At 70.9% G+C, this 21,642-nt stretch carries 20 protein-coding genes and 1 riboswitch; of the genes, 9 read left to right on the top strand and 11 right to left on the bottom strand.

Going from position 1 to position 21,642, the window contains the following annotated elements:
• Positions 1 to 28 precede the first annotated feature (28 nt).
• Positions 29 to 2,170, top strand: coding sequence for a carbon starvation CstA family protein (locus AB0D49_RS14260; protein WP_362756179.1), 2,142 nt, complete (start codon positions 29 to 31; stop codon positions 2,168 to 2,170).
• Positions 2,171 to 2,261: 91 nt separating this feature from the next.
• On the top strand, positions 2,262 to 2,450 hold the full coding sequence (locus AB0D49_RS14255) for a YbdD/YjiX family protein (RefSeq protein ID WP_362756897.1): 189 nt from the start codon (positions 2,262 to 2,264) through the stop codon (positions 2,448 to 2,450).
• Between the two features lie 57 nt (positions 2,451 to 2,507).
• Here the strand turns inward: AB0D49_RS14255 and AB0D49_RS14250 are convergent, their stop codons facing one another.
• Positions 2,508 to 2,696: a hypothetical protein gene (locus tag AB0D49_RS14250; RefSeq protein WP_362756176.1), complete on the bottom strand. Its 189-nt coding sequence runs from the start codon at positions 2,694 to 2,696 to the stop codon at positions 2,508 to 2,510.
• A gap of 354 nt (positions 2,697 to 3,050) precedes the next feature.
• On the opposite strand from AB0D49_RS14250, the gene AB0D49_RS14245 reads away from it, so the two are divergent.
• The 6 genes from AB0D49_RS14245 to AB0D49_RS14220 all read left to right on the top strand — a co-directional run bounded on the left by AB0D49_RS14245 (position 3,051) and on the right by AB0D49_RS14220 (position 10,218).
• On the top strand, positions 3,051 to 3,815 hold the full coding sequence (locus tag AB0D49_RS14245; protein ID WP_362756173.1) for an XRE family transcriptional regulator: 765 nt from the start codon (positions 3,051 to 3,053) through the stop codon (positions 3,813 to 3,815).
• Positions 3,816 to 3,848: 33 nt separating this feature from the next.
• The gene (locus AB0D49_RS14240) at positions 3,849 to 4,424 is read left to right on the top strand and encodes an XRE family transcriptional regulator (RefSeq protein ID WP_362756170.1); all 576 of its coding nucleotides are present in this window, start codon (positions 3,849 to 3,851) and stop codon (positions 4,422 to 4,424) included.
• 367 nt (positions 4,425 to 4,791) lie between these two features.
• On the top strand, positions 4,792 to 5,301 hold the full coding sequence (locus AB0D49_RS14235) for a GNAT family N-acetyltransferase (RefSeq protein WP_362756167.1): 510 nt from the start codon (positions 4,792 to 4,794) through the stop codon (positions 5,299 to 5,301).
• Between the two features lie 78 nt (positions 5,302 to 5,379).
• Positions 5,380 to 5,457, top strand: a riboswitch (cobalamin riboswitch).
• A 147-nt stretch (positions 5,458 to 5,604) separates the two neighbouring features.
• The gene (locus AB0D49_RS14230; RefSeq protein WP_362756164.1) at positions 5,605 to 7,983 is read left to right on the top strand and encodes a ribonucleoside-diphosphate reductase subunit alpha; all 2,379 of its coding nucleotides are present in this window, start codon (positions 5,605 to 5,607) and stop codon (positions 7,981 to 7,983) included.
• On the top strand, positions 7,974 to 9,014 hold the full coding sequence (locus AB0D49_RS14225) for a ribonucleotide-diphosphate reductase subunit beta (RefSeq protein ID WP_362756161.1): 1,041 nt from the start codon (positions 7,974 to 7,976) through the stop codon (positions 9,012 to 9,014). The genes AB0D49_RS14230 and AB0D49_RS14225 overlap by 10 nt, the downstream gene beginning before the upstream one ends.
• Before the next feature lie 238 nt (positions 9,015 to 9,252).
• Complete coding sequence (locus AB0D49_RS14220; protein WP_362756157.1) at positions 9,253 to 10,218, top strand: helix-turn-helix domain-containing protein; 966 nt, start codon at positions 9,253 to 9,255, stop codon at positions 10,216 to 10,218.
• A gap of 10 nt (positions 10,219 to 10,228) precedes the next feature.
• On the opposite strand, the gene AB0D49_RS14215 is transcribed toward AB0D49_RS14220, so the two are convergent.
• From AB0D49_RS14215 to AB0D49_RS14170, 10 genes are all read right to left on the bottom strand, one after another.
• A complete protein-coding gene (locus AB0D49_RS14215; RefSeq protein WP_362756154.1) occupies positions 10,229 to 11,605 on the bottom strand; it encodes a cytochrome P450 in 1,377 nt (458 codons plus the stop codon).
• Positions 11,602 to 12,618, bottom strand: coding sequence for a multidrug MFS transporter (locus AB0D49_RS14210; RefSeq protein ID WP_362756151.1), 1,017 nt, complete (start codon positions 12,616 to 12,618; stop codon positions 11,602 to 11,604). The genes AB0D49_RS14215 and AB0D49_RS14210 overlap by 4 nt, the downstream gene beginning before the upstream one ends.
• A gap of 387 nt (positions 12,619 to 13,005) precedes the next feature.
• On the bottom strand, positions 13,006 to 13,656 hold the full coding sequence (gene def, locus AB0D49_RS14205) for a peptide deformylase (RefSeq protein ID WP_362756148.1): 651 nt from the start codon (positions 13,654 to 13,656) through the stop codon (positions 13,006 to 13,008).
• Positions 13,657 to 14,092: 436 nt separating this feature from the next.
• Positions 14,093 to 15,073, bottom strand: coding sequence for a hypothetical protein (locus tag AB0D49_RS14200; protein WP_362756145.1), 981 nt, complete (start codon positions 15,071 to 15,073; stop codon positions 14,093 to 14,095).
• A gap of 149 nt (positions 15,074 to 15,222) precedes the next feature.
• Positions 15,223 to 16,449, bottom strand: coding sequence for an HD domain-containing protein (locus tag AB0D49_RS14195; RefSeq protein WP_362756142.1), 1,227 nt, complete (start codon positions 16,447 to 16,449; stop codon positions 15,223 to 15,225).
• A complete protein-coding gene (locus tag AB0D49_RS14190; protein WP_362756139.1) occupies positions 16,446 to 17,768 on the bottom strand; it encodes an HD-GYP domain-containing protein in 1,323 nt (440 codons plus the stop codon). The genes AB0D49_RS14195 and AB0D49_RS14190 overlap by 4 nt, the downstream gene beginning before the upstream one ends.
• Before the next feature lie 136 nt (positions 17,769 to 17,904).
• Complete coding sequence (gene rsrA, locus AB0D49_RS14185) at positions 17,905 to 18,207, bottom strand: mycothiol system anti-sigma-R factor (protein WP_362756136.1); 303 nt, start codon at positions 18,205 to 18,207, stop codon at positions 17,905 to 17,907.
• Positions 18,204 to 18,887 (bottom strand): RNA polymerase sigma factor SigR, encoded by a 684-nt coding sequence (gene sigR, locus AB0D49_RS14180; protein WP_362756892.1) that lies wholly within the window; start codon positions 18,885 to 18,887, stop codon positions 18,204 to 18,206. The genes rsrA and sigR overlap by 4 nt, the downstream gene beginning before the upstream one ends.
• A gap of 257 nt (positions 18,888 to 19,144) precedes the next feature.
• Positions 19,145 to 19,816, bottom strand: a complete 672-nt coding sequence (locus AB0D49_RS14175; protein WP_362756133.1) for an alpha/beta family hydrolase — start codon at positions 19,814 to 19,816, stop codon at positions 19,145 to 19,147.
• 64 nt (positions 19,817 to 19,880) lie between these two features.
• A complete protein-coding gene (locus tag AB0D49_RS14170; RefSeq protein WP_362756130.1) occupies positions 19,881 to 20,696 on the bottom strand; it encodes an SOS response-associated peptidase in 816 nt (271 codons plus the stop codon).
• A 213-nt stretch (positions 20,697 to 20,909) separates the two neighbouring features.
• Here AB0D49_RS14170 and AB0D49_RS14165 point away from each other — a divergent pair, with 213 nt between their 5' ends.
• The gene (locus AB0D49_RS14165; protein ID WP_362756127.1) at positions 20,910 to 21,608 is read left to right on the top strand and encodes a Crp/Fnr family transcriptional regulator; all 699 of its coding nucleotides are present in this window, start codon (positions 20,910 to 20,912) and stop codon (positions 21,606 to 21,608) included.
• The last annotated feature ends 34 nt before the right edge of the window (positions 21,609 to 21,642 follow it).

Below are 21,642 nucleotides of genomic sequence, written 5' to 3'. Positions count from 1 at the left end.
GTCATCGCATACGACGGGAGGACGACCCGTGCGCACAGCGAATGCCCGAACCCTCGTCATCTGGACCCTTGTCGCGCTGGTCGGAGCCGCCGGCTGGACCGTGCTCGCGCTGTCCCGCGACGAGGAGGTGTCCGCCGTCTGGATGGTCGCGGCGGCCCTCGGTTCGTACGCCATCGCCTATCGCTTCTACTCCAAGTTCATCGCCTACAAGGTGCTCAGAGTCGACCGGACCAGAGCGACCCCGGCCGAGCGGCTGGACAACGGGATCGACTACCACCCGACCGACCGGCGGGTGCTGCTCGGCCATCACTTCGCCGCCATCGCGGGCGCGGGCCCGCTGGTCGGCCCGGTGCTCGCCGCGCAGATGGGCTATCTCCCCGGCACCATCTGGATCATCGTCGGTGTGATCTTCGCGGGCGCGGTCCAGGACATGGTCGTCCTGTTCTTCTCCACCCGCCGCGACGGCCGTTCGCTGGGGCAGATGGCCCGGGAGGAGATCGGCCCGTTCGGCGGGGCGGCGGCGCTGCTCGCCGCGTTCGCCATCATGATCATCCTGCTCGGGGTGCTGGCGCTGGTGATCGTGAACGCGCTCGCCGAGTCGCCGTGGGGCACCTTCTCCATCGGCATGACCATCCCGATCGCCCTCCTGATGGGCTTCTATCTGCGGGTGCTGCGCCCCGGCCGGGTGGTCGAGGTGTCGGTGATCGGGGTCGCCCTGCTGCTGTTCGCGCTGATCGCGGGCCGCTGGGTGGCCGAGTCGTCGTGGGCGGAGACCTTCACCCTCGCCCCGTCCACGCTGGTCATCTGGCTGGTGGCGTACGGCTTCATCGCCTCGATCCTGCCGGTGTGGATGCTGCTCGCCCCCCGTGACTACCTCTCCACCTTCATGAAGATCGGCACGATCGTGCTGCTCGCGCTGGGCGTGATCATCGCCATGCCGACGCTGAAGATGGACGCGGTCACGCCCTTCGCCTCCAACGGGGACGGGCCGGTGTTCGCGGGCTCCCTCTTCCCGTTCGTGTTCATCACGATCGCCTGCGGCGCGCTGTCCGGCTTCCACGCCCTGATCTCCAGCGGTACGACGCCGAAGATGATCCAGAAGGAGACCCAGGTCCGGATGATCGGCTACGGCTCCATGCTGATGGAGTCGGCGGTCGCCGTGATGGCGCTGGTCGCGGCCAGCATCATCGACCCGGGGCTGTACTTCGCGATGAACGCGCCCGCCGGGGTCATCGGCACCACGGTCGAGAGCGCGTCCCAGGCGGTCGCGGGCTGGGGCTACACGATCTCCCCGGAGGACCTCGCGCAGGCCGCGAAGAACGTCGAGGAGTCGTCCCTGCTCTCCCGTACCGGCGGCGCGCCCACCCTCGCGGTCGGGGTCTCGGAGATCTTCGCCCAGGTCACGGGCGGTGGACTACGGGCGTTCTGGTACCACTTCGCCATCATGTTCGAGGCGCTGTTCATCCTGACCGCGCTCGACGCCGGGACCCGGGTGGGCCGGTTCATGCTCCAGGACATGCTGGGCAACGTCTACAAGCCGTTCAAGAACATCAGCTGGAAGCCGGGCCTGGTGATCACCAGCGCGATCGTCTGCGGCCTGTGGGGCTACTTCCTGTGGGTCGGCGTCCACGAGCCCCTCGGCGGGATCAACCAGCTCTTCCCGGTCTTCGGCATCTCGAACCAGCTCCTGGCGGCGGTCGCCCTCGCCATCTGCACGACCCTCCTCATCAAATCCGGCCGCCTGAAGTGGGCGTGGATCACCGGCATCCCCTTGATCTGGGACGCCACGGTCACCCTCACCGCGAGCTACCAGAAGGTCTTCTCCTCGGACCCCAAGGTCGGCTTCTTCAAGCAGCGCCAGGTCTTCCAGGACGCGATCGACCGGGGCGAGGTACTGGCCCCGGCGAAGACGATGGACGACATGCGCACGGTGGTGACCAACTCGACGGTGGACGGCGTCCTGACGGCGATACTGGCCCTCCTGATCATCATCGTCATCGCGGACGCGGCGCGGGTCTGCGTCCGCCACATCCGCCGTCCGGCGCTGTCGACGCTGAGCGAGGCGCCGTACGTCGAGTCGAAGATCGTGGCCCCGGCGGGCCTGTTCCCGACGCAGGAGGAGAAGGAGGAGGCGGCCCATGCTGCGGTCGGCACTGCGGCGGACCGCTGAGCGCGTCCGCCGGTCAGCACTGCGGCGGACGGCTGAGGGCGTCCGCTGGTCGGCACTGCGACGGACGGCTGAGGGCGTCCGCTGGTCAGCACTGCGACGGACGGCTGAGGGCGTCCGCTGGTACCTGCGCGAATTGACGGACGAGTCGGCGTACGACCGCTATTGCGCGCATCTGCGCAAGGGGTGTCCGGAGGCGGTGGTGCCGTCGCGGCGGGACTTCGAACGGATGCGTACGGATCGCCAGGAGGCGGACCCTCGGGAGGGGTTCCGCTGCTGCTGAGCGGGACCTGGCGTGGGGTGCCCTTCCGCGTGCTCGGGGCGGCACCCCACCTCCCGGCTACGGCTTGCTCCGGCAGCGGGGGCAGCGGCATGGGGGCCAGCGGTGGGAGTCGATGACGAGGGGGCCGGGTCCGGGCAGGTAGCTCCAGACCCGGGAGGGCCCGACCCGCTCACCGTCCGGCCGCACCCGGTAGGTCTCGACGGTGAGGCGGGAGGCACCGGGCGCGGGCGGGGTACCGGCGTTCACCGGGGGCCCCGCTGGACGGGGATACGGGGCGGAAGTTCACACCGGGAACGGGGGGCGCGCCCGCGCGGCACGGGATTCCGACAGCGACAGCAGACACCGGCACGCCGCCTGCCGGAAGGCGGAAGGAACAATGCCAGCACCCCTTTTAAGAACGTATGCATAATGCTCACCGTCGTCAGCTCCTCAGACGCTGATGGCCACGCCCCCGGACCGTTCACGCGGTCGCGGGGGTTTGTCACGATCACCCTCGCGCCGCGACAAGGAGCCGCGCGACGACGCTTGCGACGTCATATCGGCGACACAAGAGGCGTCATTCCGGTGTCATTGACGTCGTCTCAGGGCTACCGTGATCGCATGACGACACCGAACAGCACCCTTCGGGCGGTCCGCATGGGGCTGCTCATGAGTCAGGACGAGTTCGCGCGGGCGATCCGCGACGCCGGGACGCGGCTGGGCTCGGCCAACGACGCCTCCAAGCGGCTGGTGCAGCGCTGGGAGAGCGGCACGACGGCCGCGCCGCGCCCCCTGTACGCGCGCGCCCTGGAGCTGGTGACCGGGTTGCCGATCGAGTCCCTGGGCTTCCCCTCCCCCGTGCTGGTCCGCGTCTCCGAGGACGGCAGTGGCGGGCACGACCTCCAGGGCTCGCCGATAGGCATCCCCCGGGCCGACGCGTCCCCCGCCGGGCAGCCGAATCCGCACGGCAACCACTCCGGCGTCTGGCAGTCGACCTACGAATACGTCTCCAGCGGCCGGGGCAACCAGGTCTTCACCGGCAAGCATCACGTCGTCCTGCTCCAGCACGGCAACCGGATCACGGGCCGCAGCCTGCCGGGCGCCTCCCTGAACCCCGACAGCCCGCTCACGCTCGACCTCCAACTGGAGGGCAGCACCGTCACCGGCACCTGGACCGAGCAGACCTCCACGGAGGGCTACTACCGGGGCGCCCGGTACTTCGGCGCGCTCCAGATGCTCGTGGAGCCGACCGGCCGCCGTATGGCGGGCAAGTGGGTCGGCTTCGGGAAGGAGTTCGACGTGAACACCGGCCCGTGGGAGCTACGGCTACTGGACCCCTCCACGAACAAGGCGACCCTGGACAAGTACAACCGCCCACCGGAGTAGCCCTTCGGGGCGGATCGGGAAGTGGACGAGGAAATGATCTGGCCAGCCGCGATGAAGGCCCGTATCAAGAACAGGACGGACCGGGAGATCCTGCACAGCTATCCCTACCGTTCCGCCGCGCCGTCGACGCTCTGGGCCGAGTTGGTCCAGGGGGCCACCCAGGAGATCTTCCTCTCGGGCTACACGAACTACTTCTTCTTCACCTCCGTCCCGGCCTTCCCCGAGACCCTGCGGCGCAAGATCGCGTCAGGAGTCCGGGTCCGTTTCCTGCTCGGCGACCCCGAGGGGGAAGTGACCCGGCAGCGCGAGACGGTGGAGGACACCGCCCTGACCGTCTCCACCCGCATCCGCATCACCCTGGAGCAACTGACGCGACTGGGCCCGCTGGACGGACTGGAGACCCGCTACTCGTCCCCCGAAGACGCCGTGAACCACGTGAGCCTGAGCGTCTTCCGCTTCGACGACGACGTACTCGTCACCCCCCATCTCGCCCGCCTGGTAGGCCACGACTCCCCCCTGCTGCACCTACGCCGCCACGGCGACACCGGCATGACAGCCCGCTTCCACGACCACGCAGAGGAACTCTGGACCAGGGGACGCCCCGCCTAGGGGCGCGAGGAACTGCGCAAAAAGCGACCACCCGCCCCGCACCCAACACACCAGACCAAGCCACCCACCTCCCAGGGGCGCTGGGGGTACCCCCTCTGGGGGTGGGGGTGCCCCCTCTGGGGGAGAACTGCGCGAAGAACCACCACCGGCCCGCACCCGACACACCGCGCCCGCCCCACTCCCCCCCAGGGGCGCGGGGAACTGCGCAACAAGCGACCACCGGCCCGCAGACGACACACCGCGCTCACCCCCTCAGGGGCGCGAGGAACTGCGCGACCAGCCCACCACAACCGACCGCCGAACACCCACGCCAGGCCCCCCAAAAAATCAGCCGCCCCCACCCCACCCCACCCGGCAAACTCCCCCCATGCACTCCACCCACCTCACCATCCGCCCCGCCACCCCCGCCGAATACCCCCGCCTCGGCGACCTCGTGGCCGACAGCTATCTCAGTGAGGGGTATCTCGAATACGGCGGGGACGATCCCTACCTCCCCGTACTCAAAGACGTCGCCCGGCGAGCCAAGCACGCCGAGATCCTCGTCGCCGACACACCCGACGGAGTCGCCGGCACCGTGACCTTCGTCGCACAGGGAGACACCCCCATGGCCGACATCGCGGCCGGCGACGAGGCCGAGATCCGGATGCTCGCCGTCTCCCCCACCGCCCGGGGCCACGGCATCGGCGAGGCCCTCGTCCGCGCCTGCATAGCCCGCGCGGCAGGCGCCACCCGCATCGTGCTCTCCACCCAGAGCGAGATGCACGCCGCCCACCGCCTCTACGAACGCCTCGGTTTCGTCCGCACCCCGCACCGGGACTGGAATCCCTTGCCACACCTGGACGACCTCACTCTCCTCACCTACGAGTTGACACTGTGAAACCGGCGCGACACAACATGTGGGGGTGACCCGACAGCGCGGCACAAGATGTATGCTCATGCTCGCTGTCGCCCGCAGGGGAATCCGGTGCGAATCCGGAACTGTCCCGCAACGGTGTACATGTACGCATTCGCGTACTTGGCCAGTCCGAGGACCTGCCGACGGCGCGCCCGGCCATCCGGTCCGGGTGCCATGACGTCCGGGCCTCGCGGAGTGGGCCGGTGGACGCGACGCCCCGCGCGCTCGTGAGCCACCGACCCCTGCCCTCCCCGAGGCCCCGTGCCGAGCGAGGGAGAGCCCCACGTGACGATCGCGCCAGCCGACCCGGCTTCAGTAGTCACCCCTGTGGAGAGCGACGGTCCAGGCGCCGCGCTGCTGCGGACGCTGACCGAGCTGACCGCCGACCTCCCCGACACCGACCCCGGCCGGGTGGCCGCCGCCGCGCTCCGCGGCCGGTCCGCCCGCGCGGACGAGGCGGAGTTGCGCGAGCTGGCCACCGAGGCCGCGGCCGGACTGATCTCCGAGGACCCCGCCTACTCCCGGCTCGCCGCCCGGCTGCTGACGATCTCGATCGCCGCCGAGGCCGCGAGCCAGGGCGTCACCACCTTCACCGAGTCCGTCGCCGTCGGCCACCGCGAGGGCCTGATCGCCGACCGCACCGCCGCCTTCGTCACCCTGCACGCGGCCCGCCTCGACGCCCTCACCGACCCGGCCGCCGACGACCGCTTCGGCTACTTCGGGCTCCGCACCCTGCACAGCCGCTACCTCCTGCGCCACCCCATCACCCGCAAGGTCGTCGAGACCCCCCAGCACTTCCTGCTCCGGGTCGCCGCCGGACTCGCCGAGGACGACAGCGCCCGCGCGCTGGACGAGGTCACCGCGCTCTACGGTCTGATGAGCCGCCTGGACTACCTCCCCTCCTCCCCCACCCTGTTCAACTCCGGCACCCGACACCCCCAGATGTCCTCCTGCTACCTCCTGGACTCCCCCAAGGACGAGCTGGACTCCATCTACGACCGCTACCACCAGGTCGCCCGGCTCTCCAAGCACGCCGGCGGCATCGGTCTGTCGTACTCCCGCATCCGTTCGCGCGGCTCCCTGATCCGGGGCACCAACGGGCACTCCAACGGGATCGTGCCGTTCCTGAAGACCCTGGACGCCTCGGTGGCCGCCGTGAACCAGGGCGGGCGGCGCAAGGGCGCGGCGGCGGTCTACCTGGAGACCTGGCACTCCGACATCGAGGAGTTCCTGGAGCTGCGCGACAACACCGGCGAGGACGCCCGCCGTACGCACAACCTGAACCTGGCGCACTGGGTGCCGGACGAGTTCATGCGCCGGGTCGACACGGACGGCATCTGGTCGCTGTTCTCCCCGGCGGACGTGCCCGAGCTGGTGGACCTGTGGGGCGATGACTTCGACGCGGCCTACCGCGCCGCCGAGGCCCGTGGCCTGGCCCGCAAGACGCTCCCCGCGCGCGAGCTGTACGGCCGGATGATGCGCACCCTCGCGCAGACCGGCAACGGCTGGATGACGTTCAAGGACGCCGCCAACCGCACCGCCAACCAGACCGCCGAGCCCGGCCACGTCGTGCACTCCTCCAACCTCTGCACGGAGATCCTGGAGGTCACCGACGACGGCGAGACCGCCGTCTGCAACCTCGGCTCGGTCAATCTGGGCGCCTTCGTCGACCAGGCCACCGGCGACATCGACTGGGCGCGGCTGGACGAGACCGTCCGCACCGCCGTGACCTTCCTCGACCGGGTCGTGGACATCAACTTCTACCCGACCGAGCAGGCGGGCCGCTCCAACTCCCGCTGGCGCCCGGTCGGCCTGGGCGCGATGGGCCTCCAGGACGTCTTCTTCAAGCTGCGGCTGCCGTTCGACTCGCCGGAGGCGAAGGCGCTGTCCACCCGGATCGCCGAGCGGATCATGCTGGCCGCCTACGAGGCGTCCGCCGACCTCGCCGAGCGCCACGGCCCGCTCCCGGCCTGGGACAAGACCCGTACCGCGCGCGGTGTGCTGCACCCCGACCACTACGGCGTCGAGCAGTCCTGGCCGGAGCGCTGGAGCGCGCTGCGGGAACGTATCGCCGTCACCGGGCTGCGCAACTCGCTGCTGCTGGCCATCGCCCCGACCGCGACCATCGCCTCCATCGCCGGTGTCTACGAGTGCATCGAGCCGCAGGTCTCCAACCTCTTCAAGCGCGAGACCCTGTCCGGCGAGTTCCTCCAGGTCAACTCGTACCTGGTGCAGGATCTGAAGAACCTCGGTGTGTGGGACGCCCGCACCCGTGAGGCGCTGCGCGAGGCCAACGGCTCGGTGCAGGGCTTCGCGTGGATTCCCGAGGAGGTGCGGGGGCTGTACCGCACGGCGTGGGAGATCCCGCAGCGCGGGCTGATCGACATGGCCGCCGCCCGCACCCCGTACCTGGACCAGTCCCAGTCGCTGAACCTGTTCCTGGAGACGCCGACCATCGGCAAGCTGTCGTCGATGTACGCCTACGCCTGGAAGCAGGGGCTGAAGACCACGTACTACCTGCGGTCGCGCCCGGCGACCCGGATCGCGCGGGCCGCCCAGGGCCAGGCGCGCGCCGAGAAGACCATCCCCGTCCAGCAGGTCGCCGACCCCGACGCGGTCGCCTGCTCCCTGGAAAACCCCGAGTCCTGCGAGGCATGCCAGTAATGTCCACCCCGTCCCAGCCGTCCCGCCGCACCCAGAACCTGCTCGACCCCGGTTTCGAGCTGACGCTCCGGCCGATGCGCTACCCCGACTTCTACGAGCGCTACCGGGATGCCATCAAGAACACCTGGACGGTCGAGGAGGTCGACCTCCACTCGGACGTGGCCGACCTCGCCAAGCTGAGCCCCGCCGAGCAGCACCTCATCGGACGGCTGGTCGCGTTCTTCGCGACGGGCGACTCGATCGTGGCGAACAACCTGGTGCTGACGCTGTACAAGCACATCAACTCGCCCGAGGCGCGGCTCTACCTGTCCCGGCAGCTGTTCGAGGAGGCCGTGCACGTCCAGTTCTATCTGACGCTGCTGGACACCTACCTCCCCGACCCGGAGGACCGCAACGCCGCCTTCGCGGCGGTGGAGAACATCCCCTCCATCCGCGAGAAGGCCGCGTTCTGCTTCAAGTGGATCAACGAGGTCGAGAAGCTGGACCAGCTGGAGTCCCAGGCCGACCGCCGCCGCTTCCTGCTGAACCTGATCTGCTTCGCCGCGTGCATCGAGGGCCTGTTCTTCTACGGCGCCTTCGCGTACGTCTACTGGTTCCGCAGCCGGGGTCTGCTGCACGGCCTGGCCACCGGCACCAACTGGGTGTTCCGCGACGAGACCATGCACATGTCCTTCGCGTTCGACGTGGTGGACACGGTCCGCAAGGAGGAGCCGGAGCTGTTCGACGACCAGCTCCAGCAGGAGGTCACCGACATGCTGCGGGAGGCCGTCGAGGCCGAGCTGCAGTTCGCCCGTGACCTGTGCGGCGACGGCCTCCCGGGGATGAACACGGAGTCGATGCGGCAGTACCTGGAGTGCGTCGCCGACCAGCGGCTGACCCGGCTGGGCTTCGCACCGGTCTACGGCTCGGAGAACCCGTTCTCCTTCATGGAGTTGCAGGGCGTTCAGGAACTGACCAACTTCTTCGAGCGCCGCCCGTCGGCGTACCAGGTGGCCGTGGAGGGCACGGTCGACCTGGACGAGGATTTCTGAGGCTCGTCACCTCGCTCCGCCTCCCTGAGCTGACGGTCGATGCGCAGCTCGCGCACCGCGCCGATCAGCCCGGGGAGGCTCACGAGAAGCAGGATGCCGAGGACGGCCAGCAGGCCGAGGAGTCCTTCTGTCTGTGCGCTAGTCATGACATTACTGTCGCGCCGAATGCTCCTTACCGACAGTGGCAGGACTGCCGCACACCCTCGATTTCCTGCCAGTGGCGCGGCACACTGGCCGCATGTTGAAGAACGTGGCCGTCGCGCTGCTCGACGGTGTCCATCCCTTCGAGTTGGGGGTCGTCTGCGAGGTCTTCGGCCTCGACCGCAGCGACGAGGGGCTCCCGGTCTACGACTTCGCGGTCGTCTCCGCCGAGGGCCCCACCCTCACCACCCATGTCCCCGGCTTCACCGTGGCCACCCCGCACGGTCCCGACCGGCTGGACGAGGCCGACCTCATCGCCGTACCGGCGGGCAGCGAGTACCTCGTCCGGGACTATCCGCCCGCGCTGCTGTCCGCGCTGGTCAGGGCCGTAGATCGCGGTGCGACCGTGCTCAGCGTCTGCTCCGGGGCGTTCGTGCTGGGCGCCGCCGGACTGCTGGACGGCCGGCGCTGCGCGGTGCACTGGCGCCATGTCGAGGAACTGGCCTTGCGCTACCCGCGGGCGATCGTGGAGCCCGACGTGCTCTATGTCGACGCCGGCCGCGTGATCACCTCGGCGGGCACGGCCGCCGGGATCGACGCCTGTCTGCATATCGTGCGCCGGGAGCAGGGCACCGAGGTGGCCAACCGGATCGCCCGCCGGATGGTGGTCCCGCCGCACCGCGACGGCGGCCAGGCCCAGTACATCGAACGGCCGCTGCCCCTCTCGTCCTGCGACACCGTCGGCGAGGTACTGGCCTGGATGGACCAGCACCTCGCCGAGGAGATGACGGTCGAGCAGCTGGCGGCGCGGGCGCACATGTCACCGCGCACCTTCGCCCGGCGCTTCCAGCAGGAGACCGGGACCACGCCCTACCGCTGGATCCTGCGCCAGCGGGTGCTGCTGGCCCAGCGGCTGCTGGAGGCGACCGACGAGACGGTGGACGCCATCGCCGCCCGGACCGGTTTCGGCTCGGCCGCGGCGATGCGCCACCAGTTCCTGCGGACGGTGGGCACCACTCCGCACGCCTACCGGCGCACGTTCCGAGGCCCGGAGGCCGCCTGAACCGGGTCCGCTAGCGGGCGACCGGGGTGAGCAGCAGCCGGTTGGGCCGCAGGGTGATGCCCAGCCGGGTGGTGTCGTCGGAGCCGGGCACCTGTTCGAACCGGTACTTGCCGGCCACCGCCGCCGTGATCAGCGTCAACTGGGCCATCGAGAAGTGATCACTGGGACACTTCCGATTGCCCACGCTGAACGGGCTCATGGCGAATTTCGGAACCTCCTTGGCGCGTTCCGGAAGCCACCGGTCGGGATCGAAGCGAAGGTTCTCGTCGTACGACTGCGGATCGCGCTGGACCGCGTACGGACTGTAGATGAGGTCCGCCCCCGCCGGAATGCGATACCCGCCGAGTTCGGCGTCCGCCACCGCACGGCGGGTCAGTATCCATACGGCCGGGCGCAAACGCATCGCCTCGACGATGACATTGTTGGTGTGGGTCAGCTTGCGGACGTCCTCGAATGCGACCGGGCGCCCGCCGGTGACGGATTGCACCTCGGCGCACACCTTGTCCGCGTGCTCCGGGTGTTCGGCGAGGATGTGGAGCAGCCACATGATCGTGGACGCCACGGTTTCGCTGCCGGGCAGGACTATCGCGACCACCTGGTCGTGGATCTCCTGTTCCCCGATGGGGTCGCCGTTATCGTCCTTCGCCGCCAGCAATGCCGTCAGCAAATCGTCCGGCTTTTGACCGGATGCCCGGCGCTCGGCGACGATCTCGTCCACCAGTAGATGGAAATCGGCCAAGGCCCGGTTGAATTCGCGGTTGGCCGGAAGCGGTACCTGGTACAGCGGGCCGAGCGGCACCACCATCCGCCGGTACATGCCCCGGAAGATCACCGCGAGCGCGTCGCACAGCCGCTCCGCCCGCTCGTCCATGTACTCCCCGCGCAGCAGACAGCGCGCGGCGACCCGCACCGCGACCCGGAACGCCTCGCCGGTGCACTCGATGGTCTCGCCCGGCTGCCAGCGCTCGGTCAGCGCGTGCGCCTCCTCCTCCATGATCGGGCCGTACGCCGGGATGGCGTCCAGCCGGAAGGCGGGCTGGATGGTGCGGCGCTGGCGGCGGTGGCGCGGGCCGTTGGCGGTGGCCACGCCCTCCTTGCCGAGCAGCCCCTCCAGGGACTCCCAGAGCGGGCCGTCGATCTTGTAGTTGGGGTCGAGCGCGAGCGCTCCGGTCAATTCCGGCGTGGTGACGGCGTACACCGTCTTCGGGCCGAGCCTCAGCCGGACCACCTCGCCGTGGGCGCGCAGCCCGGACATGAAGCCGAGCGGATCGCGCACAAGTCTCAGGCCGTGTCCGAAGACCGGCACTCCGCCGCCCGCGAGGGGCGGTTCACGCAGTTCGTCGGGCCCGGGGGCGGTGGTTTCGGGCCTTGCCGACTCGACGGTCATTTCTCACCTGCCGCTTCGTTGTTGACGTACGGGGGCGTGGACCGGTCGTCCCAGCTGTCGACCATGTATCGGCCGGACTCGTGGTGGAACCAGTAGACGGAACTGAACCAGTTCCGCATATTCGCGACGCAGGTACGGACCGCGCCGCCGAGTTCTTTTCCGGCGACCGTGCCGTCGGCGTCGAGTTCCTCGGCGAACCGCAATGTCTGGCGTTCGGCGACCAGGAATTCAGAAATGCATTCCTCGACCCGGCGCCTTACTTCCGCGACCGCTTCCTCCAGGCTCAGTCCCTCATGGGTGACAAGACTGATCCCGAGATTGTGCACATCGGCGCCCGCGATTTCCTTGGGCAGCGAGCAGAGATCGTTGTACCAGGCGGCGAATTCCTGGCTGAGCAGCGCCGCCCGCCGGAAAGCGGGATTTCTGCGCACCGGACGTGGGAGCTCCAGCCCCGCGGCCGGTTCCAGGAGATCCGTCCAGATCCAGTGCGCGAAGGTCAGCCGGCGCAGCGCGAGATATTCCTCGACGCCCGGGATGACCCCCTCGGTGCGGTTGTGGAACTCGCGGTCGTACGCGTCGATGACCGCGTGGAAGTGCCGGGCGAAGCGCGCCGCCCAGCCCCCCGGGAGGAACGACAGCAGCCGGGCCACGCTGTCCGCGAACCCCGCCACCAGCGGGTCCTTGTCGTGCAGATGGTCCCCGGGGGCGTCCAGGGCGGTGTGCAGGCGCTGCCGCAGCCGGCGCCAGGACTCGGGGCGGCGGTGCACGATGTCCCGGTCGTGGCGGTCGTCCCAGACGAAGAACCAGGTGCTGTAGTCGCCTATCGCCTGGAGAACGTCGTCGGAGGCCCCGAGGTAGTACCCGGCCATCAGATCCGTGTAGCAAAGTCCATCGGCATATTCCTCCACCTTGTCGGCCGGCATGAGCCGCATTTCCAGCAGCCAGGTGCGGGTCTTCTCCTGGAGCCTGGGCCAATACGGGTGCAGCTGCCGCGGAAACTCCGACTCGATCACCGGGAGAGAGAGCGATGGTGGGATCGCAGTCGTCGTCGATGTGGTGCCGTGTGGGAAAGACACGAACAAACCCCTCTCAGCCGCCAGGTGCGCACACCCCTCCCGCGGTACCGGGCGTGCGCCGTTGCGTATCCCCGCACTTCCCATTCAGCACCACAACTGACCGATCTGGGAACGGATTTGCTTCATTCACTACCCCAACATGCCCCGATTCCCCTCTTGCGTGACTGATTGTGGATCAGTAGGAGAGAAGAACGGGTCGGTAACCGATCGGACGTACGACGGCGTACGAACGCGTACGAAGGACAGACGAACGGCGCCCGTCCGGGGTCTCCCGGGCGGACGCCGTCGGTCCGGCGCGGGGGCGGAGGACCGCCCCGGCGCGTGTCAGTCGTTGGCGACCACGGGGTAGCGCGGCTCGTTCTCGGCCATCTGCCGCAGCGCGTCCTTGCGCTCCCGCTTGGACAGCCGGTCGATGTACAGGTACCCGTACAGATGGTCCGTCTCGTGCTGCAAACACCGAGCGAAGTATCCGGTGCCCCGCACCCTGATCGGATTGCCCCGCTCGTCCTGCCCGGTCACCTCGGCGTAGTCGGGGCGGGCGAGCGGCGCGTACGCCCCCGGCACCGACAGACAGCCCTCGTTGCTGTCGTCCAGGCTCCTGCGGTCGGCGGGCAGCTCCACCACCCGGGGGTTGCAGACCACGCCCACGTGCCGGTTGCCGTCGTCGTCCGGGCAGTCGTACACGAACACCTTCAGATCGACGCCGATCTGGTTGGCGGCGAGGCCGACGCCCTCGGCGGTCCGCTGGCTGGCGAACATGTCGTCGACCAGGGCGCGCAGGGCGTCGTCGAAGACGGTGACGTCCTGGCACTCCTTGTGCAGCACCGGGTTGCCCACCACGGTGATCGCCCGCGAGGTGCCCCGCTCCCGGTAGGCAAGCTCCCGCTCCGCGCAGTCCTCCGTGTCCACGACGAACCCGTCGCCATCGACGGGAAGCACGCCCACGTGCTGCTGTTCGGTGTCCTGCTGACCCATGACGGACGTAAGCCCTTCCTACACAAAAACTTCCGGAGCAATGCGCATCCAGGGTACGCGCGACACGGGCATGCAGGGGCGCGGGGAACTGCGCGAGAGAGGACCACCGGCCCGCACCCGGCTGTCCAGGGGCGCTGGGGGTACCCCCTCTGGGGGAGGAACTGCGCAAAAACCGACCACCGCCCCGCACCCGACCATCCAGGGGCGCTGGGGGTACCCCCTCTGGGGGAGGAACTGCGCAAAAACCGACCACCAACCCGCACCCGACCCTCCAGGGGCGCGGGGAACTGCGCAAAAACCGACCACCAACCCGCACCCGACCCTCCAGGGGCGCGGGGAACTGCGCGAAGAGCGACCACCAACCCGCACCCGACCATCCAGGGGCGCGGGGAACTACGCGAAGAGCGACCACCGCCCCGCACCCGGCACAGAAAGATCAACACACCTCTTCGAGATCCCGCCAGTCCCGAGACTCCGGCGAGTCAGCAACCCACCCGTCGAGCAACCCCCTCACCAGAGAAGCCGGCGCAGCCACCCCGCACTCCCGCTCCGGCACCCACAGCTGCCCGTCCGTCCGGTGCCCCAGCGGCCCCGGCTGTCCCGGCTCGCTGTGGTCGTGCGGGTCGAGATGCTCCCCGTCGCCCTCGTCGGACGGCATCCGGGACTCCGAGCACAGCCGGCACAGCAGCCGCACGGACGACGACCAGTCCTCCGCCGCGAACCCGGCGTCCGCGGCGAGCTGCTCCAGCGCGTCCCGGTCGGCCTCGGTCGCCGCGTCCAGCAGCACCACCCAGGTCGGCACCGGCGACGGCGCCCACAGCTCGATCTCGTCGAACACCGGGTAGGCGTGCCCGGCGGACGTGGTGCGCTCGCCGTGCGGCACCCCGTCGTGCAGGACGACCTCGCCCCAGCGACGGCCCGACGACGGCAGCGGGATGGACAGCACCTCGATCCGCGCCGGATCGAGCCGCCGCCCCCACACCACCTCGGCCTCGCCCTCGGGCGACAGCCGGACCGCCGCGCTGCCCAGGTCCATGCCGACCGGCTCACCGGAGACGGTGGCGCCGCCCGGGACATGCAGTCCGTACGCCTGCCAGGCGCGGCGCGCCAGCGGCCAGTCCTGGAGGGCGGTGGCCGCGATCCCCACGTTCCACCAGTCGGGTGCCCCGGTCTCCCGGTCGAGCAGCGCCACGGCCCGCAGCCCGGCGGCCCGCGCCTGCTCCCAGTCGTGCCGGAACTTGTGCAGCAGGGCCAGGTTGAACCAGGACTCCGACAGCCAGGGCTCCAGATCGGCCGCCCGTGTCAGCAGCGCTCCCGCGTCCTCGTACCGGCCGTCGCCGATCAGCGTGAACGCGCGGTCCGTGGCCTGCCGCCAGGAGGCGGAGGGCCGGTGCCGTCCCTTGCCGAAGATCCTCACGATTCCCGCCTGCCAGTTCCGTTCGGTGGGCTGGCCGAGCCCCCGGACACCCTCTTCCTCGCATCCAACCACGTACCGCTGGAAGGGCGCTCATTACCCATGGGTTACCCAGCCGGAAGCGGGGTCAGACCCCTGGTTTCCCTTGTCGCTCACGGCCCGCCGCCCTGGTTCGCCAGGACCCGGGCGAGCGCTTCCACGACCTCCGGGGCGTAGGCCCCGGCGGTGCCAAGCCGCAGTTCCTCCAGCGCGGTGAGCGGCCCGCCCGGACCGGTGTCCCGCGCCTTCTCCTCGTAGGCGTTGACCGCCCGGACGATCCTCGCCGCCAGGGGCTGGTCGCGGTAGGGGTCGGCCTGCTGCTCCACGACGGCGGCGACGGCCGCGTTCACCCCGGTCTGGCGGACCACCGCGCCGCCCAGCAGCGCGATCCGGCGCTGTTCGGCGGCGGGCAGTCCGGCGGTGGCGCCCGCCGGGACCGGGTCGACCAGGCTGAGCTGGCCGATGTCGTGCATCAGCGCCGCGTACTCCAGCACGGTCAGCTCCGGCTCGGTGAGCCCGAGGTCGCGGCCCACGGCCTGGCTGAGCGCGGCGACCCGGTGGGCGTGCCCGGCCGGGGTGTACCCGGCGATCTCGGTGGCGCGGGCGAGGGAGGCGATGGTCTGCCGGTAGGTGGCGCGGACCGCGGAGTAGCGCCGGAAGGTGACCTGGGCCAGCAGCAGCGGCAGACAGAACAGGGGCAGCGCCCACAGCCCGGCGACGGCGACCCCGAGCGCCATCACCGCGCCGGTCGCGCACACCGCCGAGCCGATCCCGCGCATCGCCCGCAGTTCCTCGCGCAGCAGCGGGCCGAACGGCCAGCCGGTGCGGGCGTGCGCCAGCGCGGCGGCCAGCACGGCGTCGCACAGCTCGGTCAGGACCAGGATCACCACCAGCAGCACGGCGTAACCGGGTCCGCCCCAGTCGTCGAACACGCCCTGGGTGTAGAGGGGCTGGAAGCAGACGGCGGCGAACGCGGTGGTCAGCACGCGCCGCGAGAGATGGTCGAGGGTCGGCCCGCGCCCGCGCGCCACATACGGCACGCTCCCGGCGAGCGTCGCGGCGAACACCACGGTGACCACCTGGGCGACCCCGTGCCCGGTGGGCTCCCCGCCGACCTCCCCGAGCAGCGCGTACGACAGCGCGCCGGCGGCTCCGAGCGGCGCCGCCTCCCGGCCTTCGGTCCAGGTCCACCGGGTCAGCTCGCCGACGGCGACGAGGACGCCGAACGCCAGCGCGGTCCCGCGTCCCTCAAGCCCCAGCCACAGGGTCAGCCCCAGACAGCAGCAGGACCCGACCAGGGTCCAGCCGTACACCGCGGCGCAGAGCAGCCGACCCCTCATCGGTGCGCCCCCTGGCGGCGGACCGCCGGGAGGGAGATCCGGGGGGCGCGCGGCTCGTCGGAGGTGACCGCCGGGTGCCAGCCGGTGTCGTCGCCGGTGGGGGCCCGGCCCAGGGCGCGGACCAGGGCCTCGACCATCCGGGGGTCGAACTGCGCGCCCGCGCAGCGCCGCAGCTCCGCGAGCGCCACCGGCACCGGACGGGCCCGGCTGTAGGAGCGGGTGGAGGTCATCGCGTCGAAGGCGTCGGCGACGGCGACGACCCGCGCGGGCTCCGGGATCTGGCTGCCGACCAGGCCGTACGGATAGCCGCTGCCGTCCAGGCGCTCATGGTGGTGCAGGATCGCGGAGCGGGCCTCGCCGAGGAAGCCGATGCCGCGCACCATCTCGTGGCCGTACTCCGGGTGGAGTTCGATCACCCGGCGTTCCTCGGGGGTGAGGGGACCGTCCTTGCGCAGCAGCCGGGTGGGGACGCCGAGCTTGCCCACGTCGTGCAGGATCCCGGCGAAGCGGATCAGCTCGATGCGCTCCTCGTCCAGCCCGAGTTCCCGCGCTATCAGCATGGACGCCTGGCCGACCCGCTCGCTGTGGCCGCGGGTGTAGCCGTCCTTGATGTCGACGGCCTGCACCAGGGCGCGGATGGTCGCCTGATGGGCGGCGCTCTCCCGGTGGTACTGGGCGAACGCCCACCACGACACACACATCGGCAGCAGCACCAGCAGCGCGGCGACCGGCCCGTAGGGGCTGCGCCACAGGACGGCCATCATCAGCCCGGCGAGTCCGTGCACGGCGATCGGCCCGAGCGAGCGGGCCAGCAGCCCGCGCCAGGCGCGCCGGGCGGGGACGCCCTCGGCGAGCACCAGGACGGCGCCGTCCAGCGCGGTCAGCACCAGGCCGAAGGCGAGCACCGCGGCGGCGGCCGGGAACAGCGCGTAGGGGAAGTCGGAGGCGACGACCGCGTCCCGGCCGCCGAAGACCCAGTGGGCGTGGGTCGCGGTCCAGACGGCGACCACCAGCCGGGCCGCCCGCCACAGCCGCCGCCAGCCGCGCGGGCTCTGCTCCACCTGGGCGATCAGCGCCCCCGGCAGCACCACCAGGGCGGCGGCGGGCGGAGGCAGCAGAAACGCTCCGGCAAGGAGGACCGGATAGCAGGTACCGGCGAAGCGCCGCCGGGCGAGCCGTTCCCCCGCCGCGTGCAGCACGGCGAGGGCGGCGACGGCCCACCACGGGGTACGGAGTCCCGGTACGGGGGTCAGACAGGCGAGCGCGGTGAGCGCGACACCGGCGATGAACACACGGGCCTGTGCCGGTCTCGCCGCCATGACGCCCTCCCCCGACCCCGACCATGCCTGTCTCGGCTCCGGAGCCTAGGACGGCGGGGGGAGGCGTGCGGGCGGATAACCCGTCGATTAGCACGTTCGGGTGACGGCGGGCCCGCTCGGGGCCTGCTGAAGTGGCTCAGGACTCCTGGGCGCCGGCCGTCACGTCATGGTCGGGCGCGGGCTGCCCGGAGCGGATCAGCTCCAGCCGCCCCATGACCTTGGCCCGCAGGTCGCTGGGCACGTCGTCATGGCCGCAGCACCGCTTGACCAGCTTCTTCACGGCCTGCTCCAGACCGTACTTCTCCAGGCACGGCGAGCACTCGTCGAAGTGCTGCCGGAACTTGTCCCGGTCGACATCGGGCATCTCGCTGTCGAGGAACTCGTACAGATGGTCGAGTACCTCACTGCAATCCGTCTCGTGCGGCTCTCCGCAGCTCATGAGCCCGAGCCTTTCGCTTCGTTCGACTCTCCGGCGCCCGCCGGGACGAGCCCGCGCTCACGGGCGTAGTCCTCCAGCATTCCGCGCAGTTGCCGGCGTCCCCGGTGCAGCCGGGACATCACCGTACCGATGGGTGTCCCCATGATGTCCGCGATCTCCTTGTACGCAAAGCCCTCTACGTCCGCGAGATACACGGCGATACGGAATTCCTCCGGGATCGCCTGGAGGGCTTCCTTCACGTCCGAATCGGGCAGATGGTCCAGCGCCTGCGACTCGGCGGAGCGCAGACCGGTCGACATGTGCGACTCGGCGCGGGCGAGCTGCCAGTCCTCGATCTCCTCGGCCGCGGAGCGCTGGGGTTCGCGCTGCTTCTTGCGGTACGAGTTGATGAACGTGTTGGTGAGGATGCGGTACAGCCACGCCTTCAGGTTGGTGCCCTCGCGGAACTGGTGGAAGGACGCGTACGCCTTGGCGTACGTCTCCTGCACCAGGTCCTCCGCGTCGGCCGGATTGCGCGTCATGCGCAGCGCGGCCGAATACATCTGGTCGAGGAATTCCAGCGCGTCCCGCTCGAAGCGCGCGCTGCGCTGCGCGGTGGTCTCCGCGCCGCCGCCCCGGCCCTCGGGCTGCTCCGCCTGGCCGTTGTCGGTCCCTGCGTCGGTACCGGGAACCGGACCCACCTCCTCAAGTTTCCGGGCAGGACCGAACCCGGTCCCACCAGAATCGGAGGATAGACGACGATCCGGTCCGGCCGCCGCTCGAATAGGGGCGGTCTTGGCCGCGTGCAGCACGGTCCACTCCAGGTCGGCCTGGGGGGTGCGGCTGGGGCTTACGGTCGAACCCATGCGGCGGACTTCCTCTCCACGACGGCGGTGCCGGTGCCCCGGCCCTACTGTCCGCCTTCAACAGTGCCCCGAGTCGCGGCATTCCCCGCCCGTCAGCCCAGGCCCGCGACCCACTCCGTCACCCGGTCCGTGATCAGCGTCACTGCCTCGTCCTGGCCGAGGGGCGCCTTCTTCGGCACGGCGAGACCATGATCGGCGTACGGCACCTCGACCAGGGCGTAGGTGCCGCCCGGCGGGAACTCGGCGGGGCGGCCGAAGGGGTCGTTGCCGCCCTGGACGACGAGGGTGGGCACCCCGGCGGCGAGCAGCTCGGCGGCGCGGGACTTCTCGGGCCGGCCCGGCGGGTGCAGCGGGAAGCTGAGCGCGAGGACGGCGGCGGCGCCCAGTTCCCCGGCCGTACGGCAGGCGACGCGGGCGCCCGCGCTGCGGCCACCGGCGATCACCGGCAGCCCCGGGGCGGTGAGCGCGGGCCACAGGCCCCGCCAGCCGGTGTCCAGGGTCTTCGGCGCCGGAGCGACCTTCTTCCCGGCGACCCGCCAGGGCTGCTCCACCAGGGCGACGGTCACGCCGTGCGCGGGCAGTACCCGGGCGAGCGCCTGGAGGTCACGGGCGTCGATGCCGCCCCCGGCGCCATGGCTCACGGCGAGCACCCGGCGGGCGGCGCGGGCCGGGTGCCAGGTAATCCGGGCGGTCCCGGCGTCGGTCTCGACGGTCTGTGTCTGTGTCTGTGTCTGCGTCTGCGTCCGATGGCCCTTGCCGGTCATGTCCGCGTACCGCCCGTTCCTCGCCGTCCCGTGCTGACAGCGCCGATCCTGCCGTACGCGCCGGTCAGAACAGGGTGCCGACCTCGGGACCGGCGAGTTCCTTCAGCAGCTCCGGGCCGTTGTTGCGGACGTTGCTGACCGCCGTGGAGACCGGGTAGGCGCGCATCAGCCCGTGCGGCGGCGGGGCGAGCAGGGAGCGCAGTTCCTCCGGGTCGGTGCGGGACGGGTCGAGCCAGTCGTCCCAGCGGTCCGGGGTGAGCATCAGCGGCATCCGGGGGTGGATCTCGGCGAGCGCGTACGGTCCGTCGGCGGGGGCCACGGCCAGCGGGGTGGTCTCCGCCTCGGTGGTGATCACCGAGCAGGTCACCCACCATGCCCCCGGGTGCTCGTCGGGCAGGGTGCGGTCGCGCCAGAACTCGTACAGCCCGGCCATCGCGAAGACCGAGCCGTCGGCGGGGAGCACGAAGTACGGCTGCTTGCGGGGGCGCTTCTTCCTGCCCTCCACCTCCAGCTCCCGCTCGTCCTTGCCGGTGACCCACTCGTAGTAGCCGTCGGCGGGCACGATGCAGCGGCGGGTGGCGAAGGCCCGGCGGTACGACGGCTTCTCGTGGACGGTCTCCGCGCGGGCGTTGATCATCCGGGCGCCGCCCTCGGGCGTCTTGGCCCAGGACGGCACCAGCCCCCATTTGAGCTTGCGCAGCTGACGGACCGGGCGGGGGTCGTCGGCGTCCTTCAGGGCACGGTCGAGGACGGCGTAGACCTCCTTGGTGGGGGCCACGTTGTAGTCGGGGGCGAGCGTCTCCTCGGGCTCCCACTGCTCGATCCCGAAGATTCCGGCGAGATCCTCGGGCCTACGACTCGACGCATACCGTCCACACATCTGCAACCACCCCTGTGACCTGCGAAAGCCCCGGCCCCGGTGCGGTGTGCCGCCAGGACCGGCCGTAACGACCCAGTGTCCCAGTGTCGCAGGTCACGCCGGTTCGACGGGCGCCGGGCCGCCTGCCCCGAACGGGCCCGCGGGGCGGTGCCGGTGCCCTATCATTCCGGCGGCTTCGCGGCGGGGGGGATGGACGTGCGGTGGGGAGCGGGCGTGGCGGTGCCGGACGGGATGTGGCCGGAGCCCGGTTTCATGGGGCTGCTGGACGCCGGGCGGCGCCGGGAACTGCTGGCCCTGGGGAGCCGCCGCTCCTTCCCGCCGGGTGCGGCGCTGGTGCTGGAGGGGAGCACCGACAGCACGGTCTTCGTGCTGGTCGACGGCTGGGTGAAGGTCCTGGGCAGCAGCGCGGACGGCGGTACCTCGCTGCTCGCGGTGCGCGGCCGGGGCGACCTGATCGGGGAACTCGCGGCGATCGACTCCCGGCCGCGCTCCGCCACCGTGATCGCGGCGCGGACGACGGCCGCCACCGAGGTCACCGCGGTCGCGTTCCGGGGCTTCCTGCGCGCCCACCCGGGGTCGGCGGAGGCGCTGCAACGGACCGTCGCGGGCAAGCTGCGCAGCGCCACCCGGTACCGGATCGACGCGGGCGGCGGCTCGGCGACCGTCCGGCTGGCCCGCACCCTGGACACCCTCGTACGGACCCATGGGCTGGCCGTCGACGGGGGCCTCCGGATCGACATGCCGCTCAGCCAGTCGGACCTGGCGTCGCTCACCGGGATCTCCGACGCGAGTGCCCAGCGGGCGCTGCGGCGGCTGCGGCTGGACGGGACGATCATCACGGGGTACCGGGGGATCGAGGTACGGCGGCCGGCCGCGCTGCGGGCGGTCGCCGAGCAGCGGGCTCAGCCGTGACGCGGACAGGGAGGCGTACGGCGGCCCCGGCGGT

This window comes from Streptomyces sp. NPDC048290 (assembly GCF_040652095.1).
Classification (GTDB): Bacteria; Actinomycetota; Actinomycetes; order Streptomycetales; family Streptomycetaceae; genus Streptomyces.
Note: the sequence above shows the minus strand (reverse complement) of the source record. Positions and strands in the feature narration are given on the sequence as shown.

Bases quoted from the DNA above. Each gene is read 5' to 3' on its own strand.
- AB0D49_RS14245 (WP_362756173.1), top strand. From the start codon at position 3,051: ATGACGACACCGAACAGCACCCTTCGGGCGGTCCGCATGGGGCTGCTC.
- AB0D49_RS14240 (WP_362756170.1), top strand. From the start codon at position 3,849: ATGATCTGGCCAGCCGCGATGAAGGCCCGTATCAAGAACAGGACGGAC.
- AB0D49_RS14235 (WP_362756167.1), top strand. From the start codon at position 4,792: ATGCACTCCACCCACCTCACCATCCGCCCCGCCACCCCCGCCGAATAC.
- AB0D49_RS14225 (WP_362756161.1), top strand. From the start codon at position 7,974: ATGCCAGTAATGTCCACCCCGTCCCAGCCGTCCCGCCGCACCCAGAAC.
- AB0D49_RS14220 (WP_362756157.1), top strand. From the start codon at position 9,253: ATGTTGAAGAACGTGGCCGTCGCGCTGCTCGACGGTGTCCATCCCTTC.
- AB0D49_RS14215 (WP_362756154.1), bottom strand. From the start codon at position 11,605: ATGACCGTCGAGTCGGCAAGGCCCGAAACCACCGCCCCCGGGCCCGAC.
- def (WP_362756148.1), bottom strand. From the start codon at position 13,656: ATGGGTCAGCAGGACACCGAACAGCAGCACGTGGGCGTGCTTCCCGTC.
- AB0D49_RS14195 (WP_362756142.1), bottom strand. From the start codon at position 16,449: ATGAGGGGTCGGCTGCTCTGCGCCGCGGTGTACGGCTGGACCCTGGTC.
- AB0D49_RS14190 (WP_362756139.1), bottom strand. From the start codon at position 17,768: ATGGCGGCGAGACCGGCACAGGCCCGTGTGTTCATCGCCGGTGTCGCG.
- rsrA (WP_362756136.1), bottom strand. From the start codon at position 18,207: ATGAGCTGCGGAGAGCCGCACGAGACGGATTGCAGTGAGGTACTCGAC.
- AB0D49_RS14175 (WP_362756133.1), bottom strand. From the start codon at position 19,816: ATGACCGGCAAGGGCCATCGGACGCAGACGCAGACACAGACACAGACA.
- AB0D49_RS14170 (WP_362756130.1), bottom strand. From the start codon at position 20,696: ATGTGTGGACGGTATGCGTCGAGTCGTAGGCCCGAGGATCTCGCCGGA.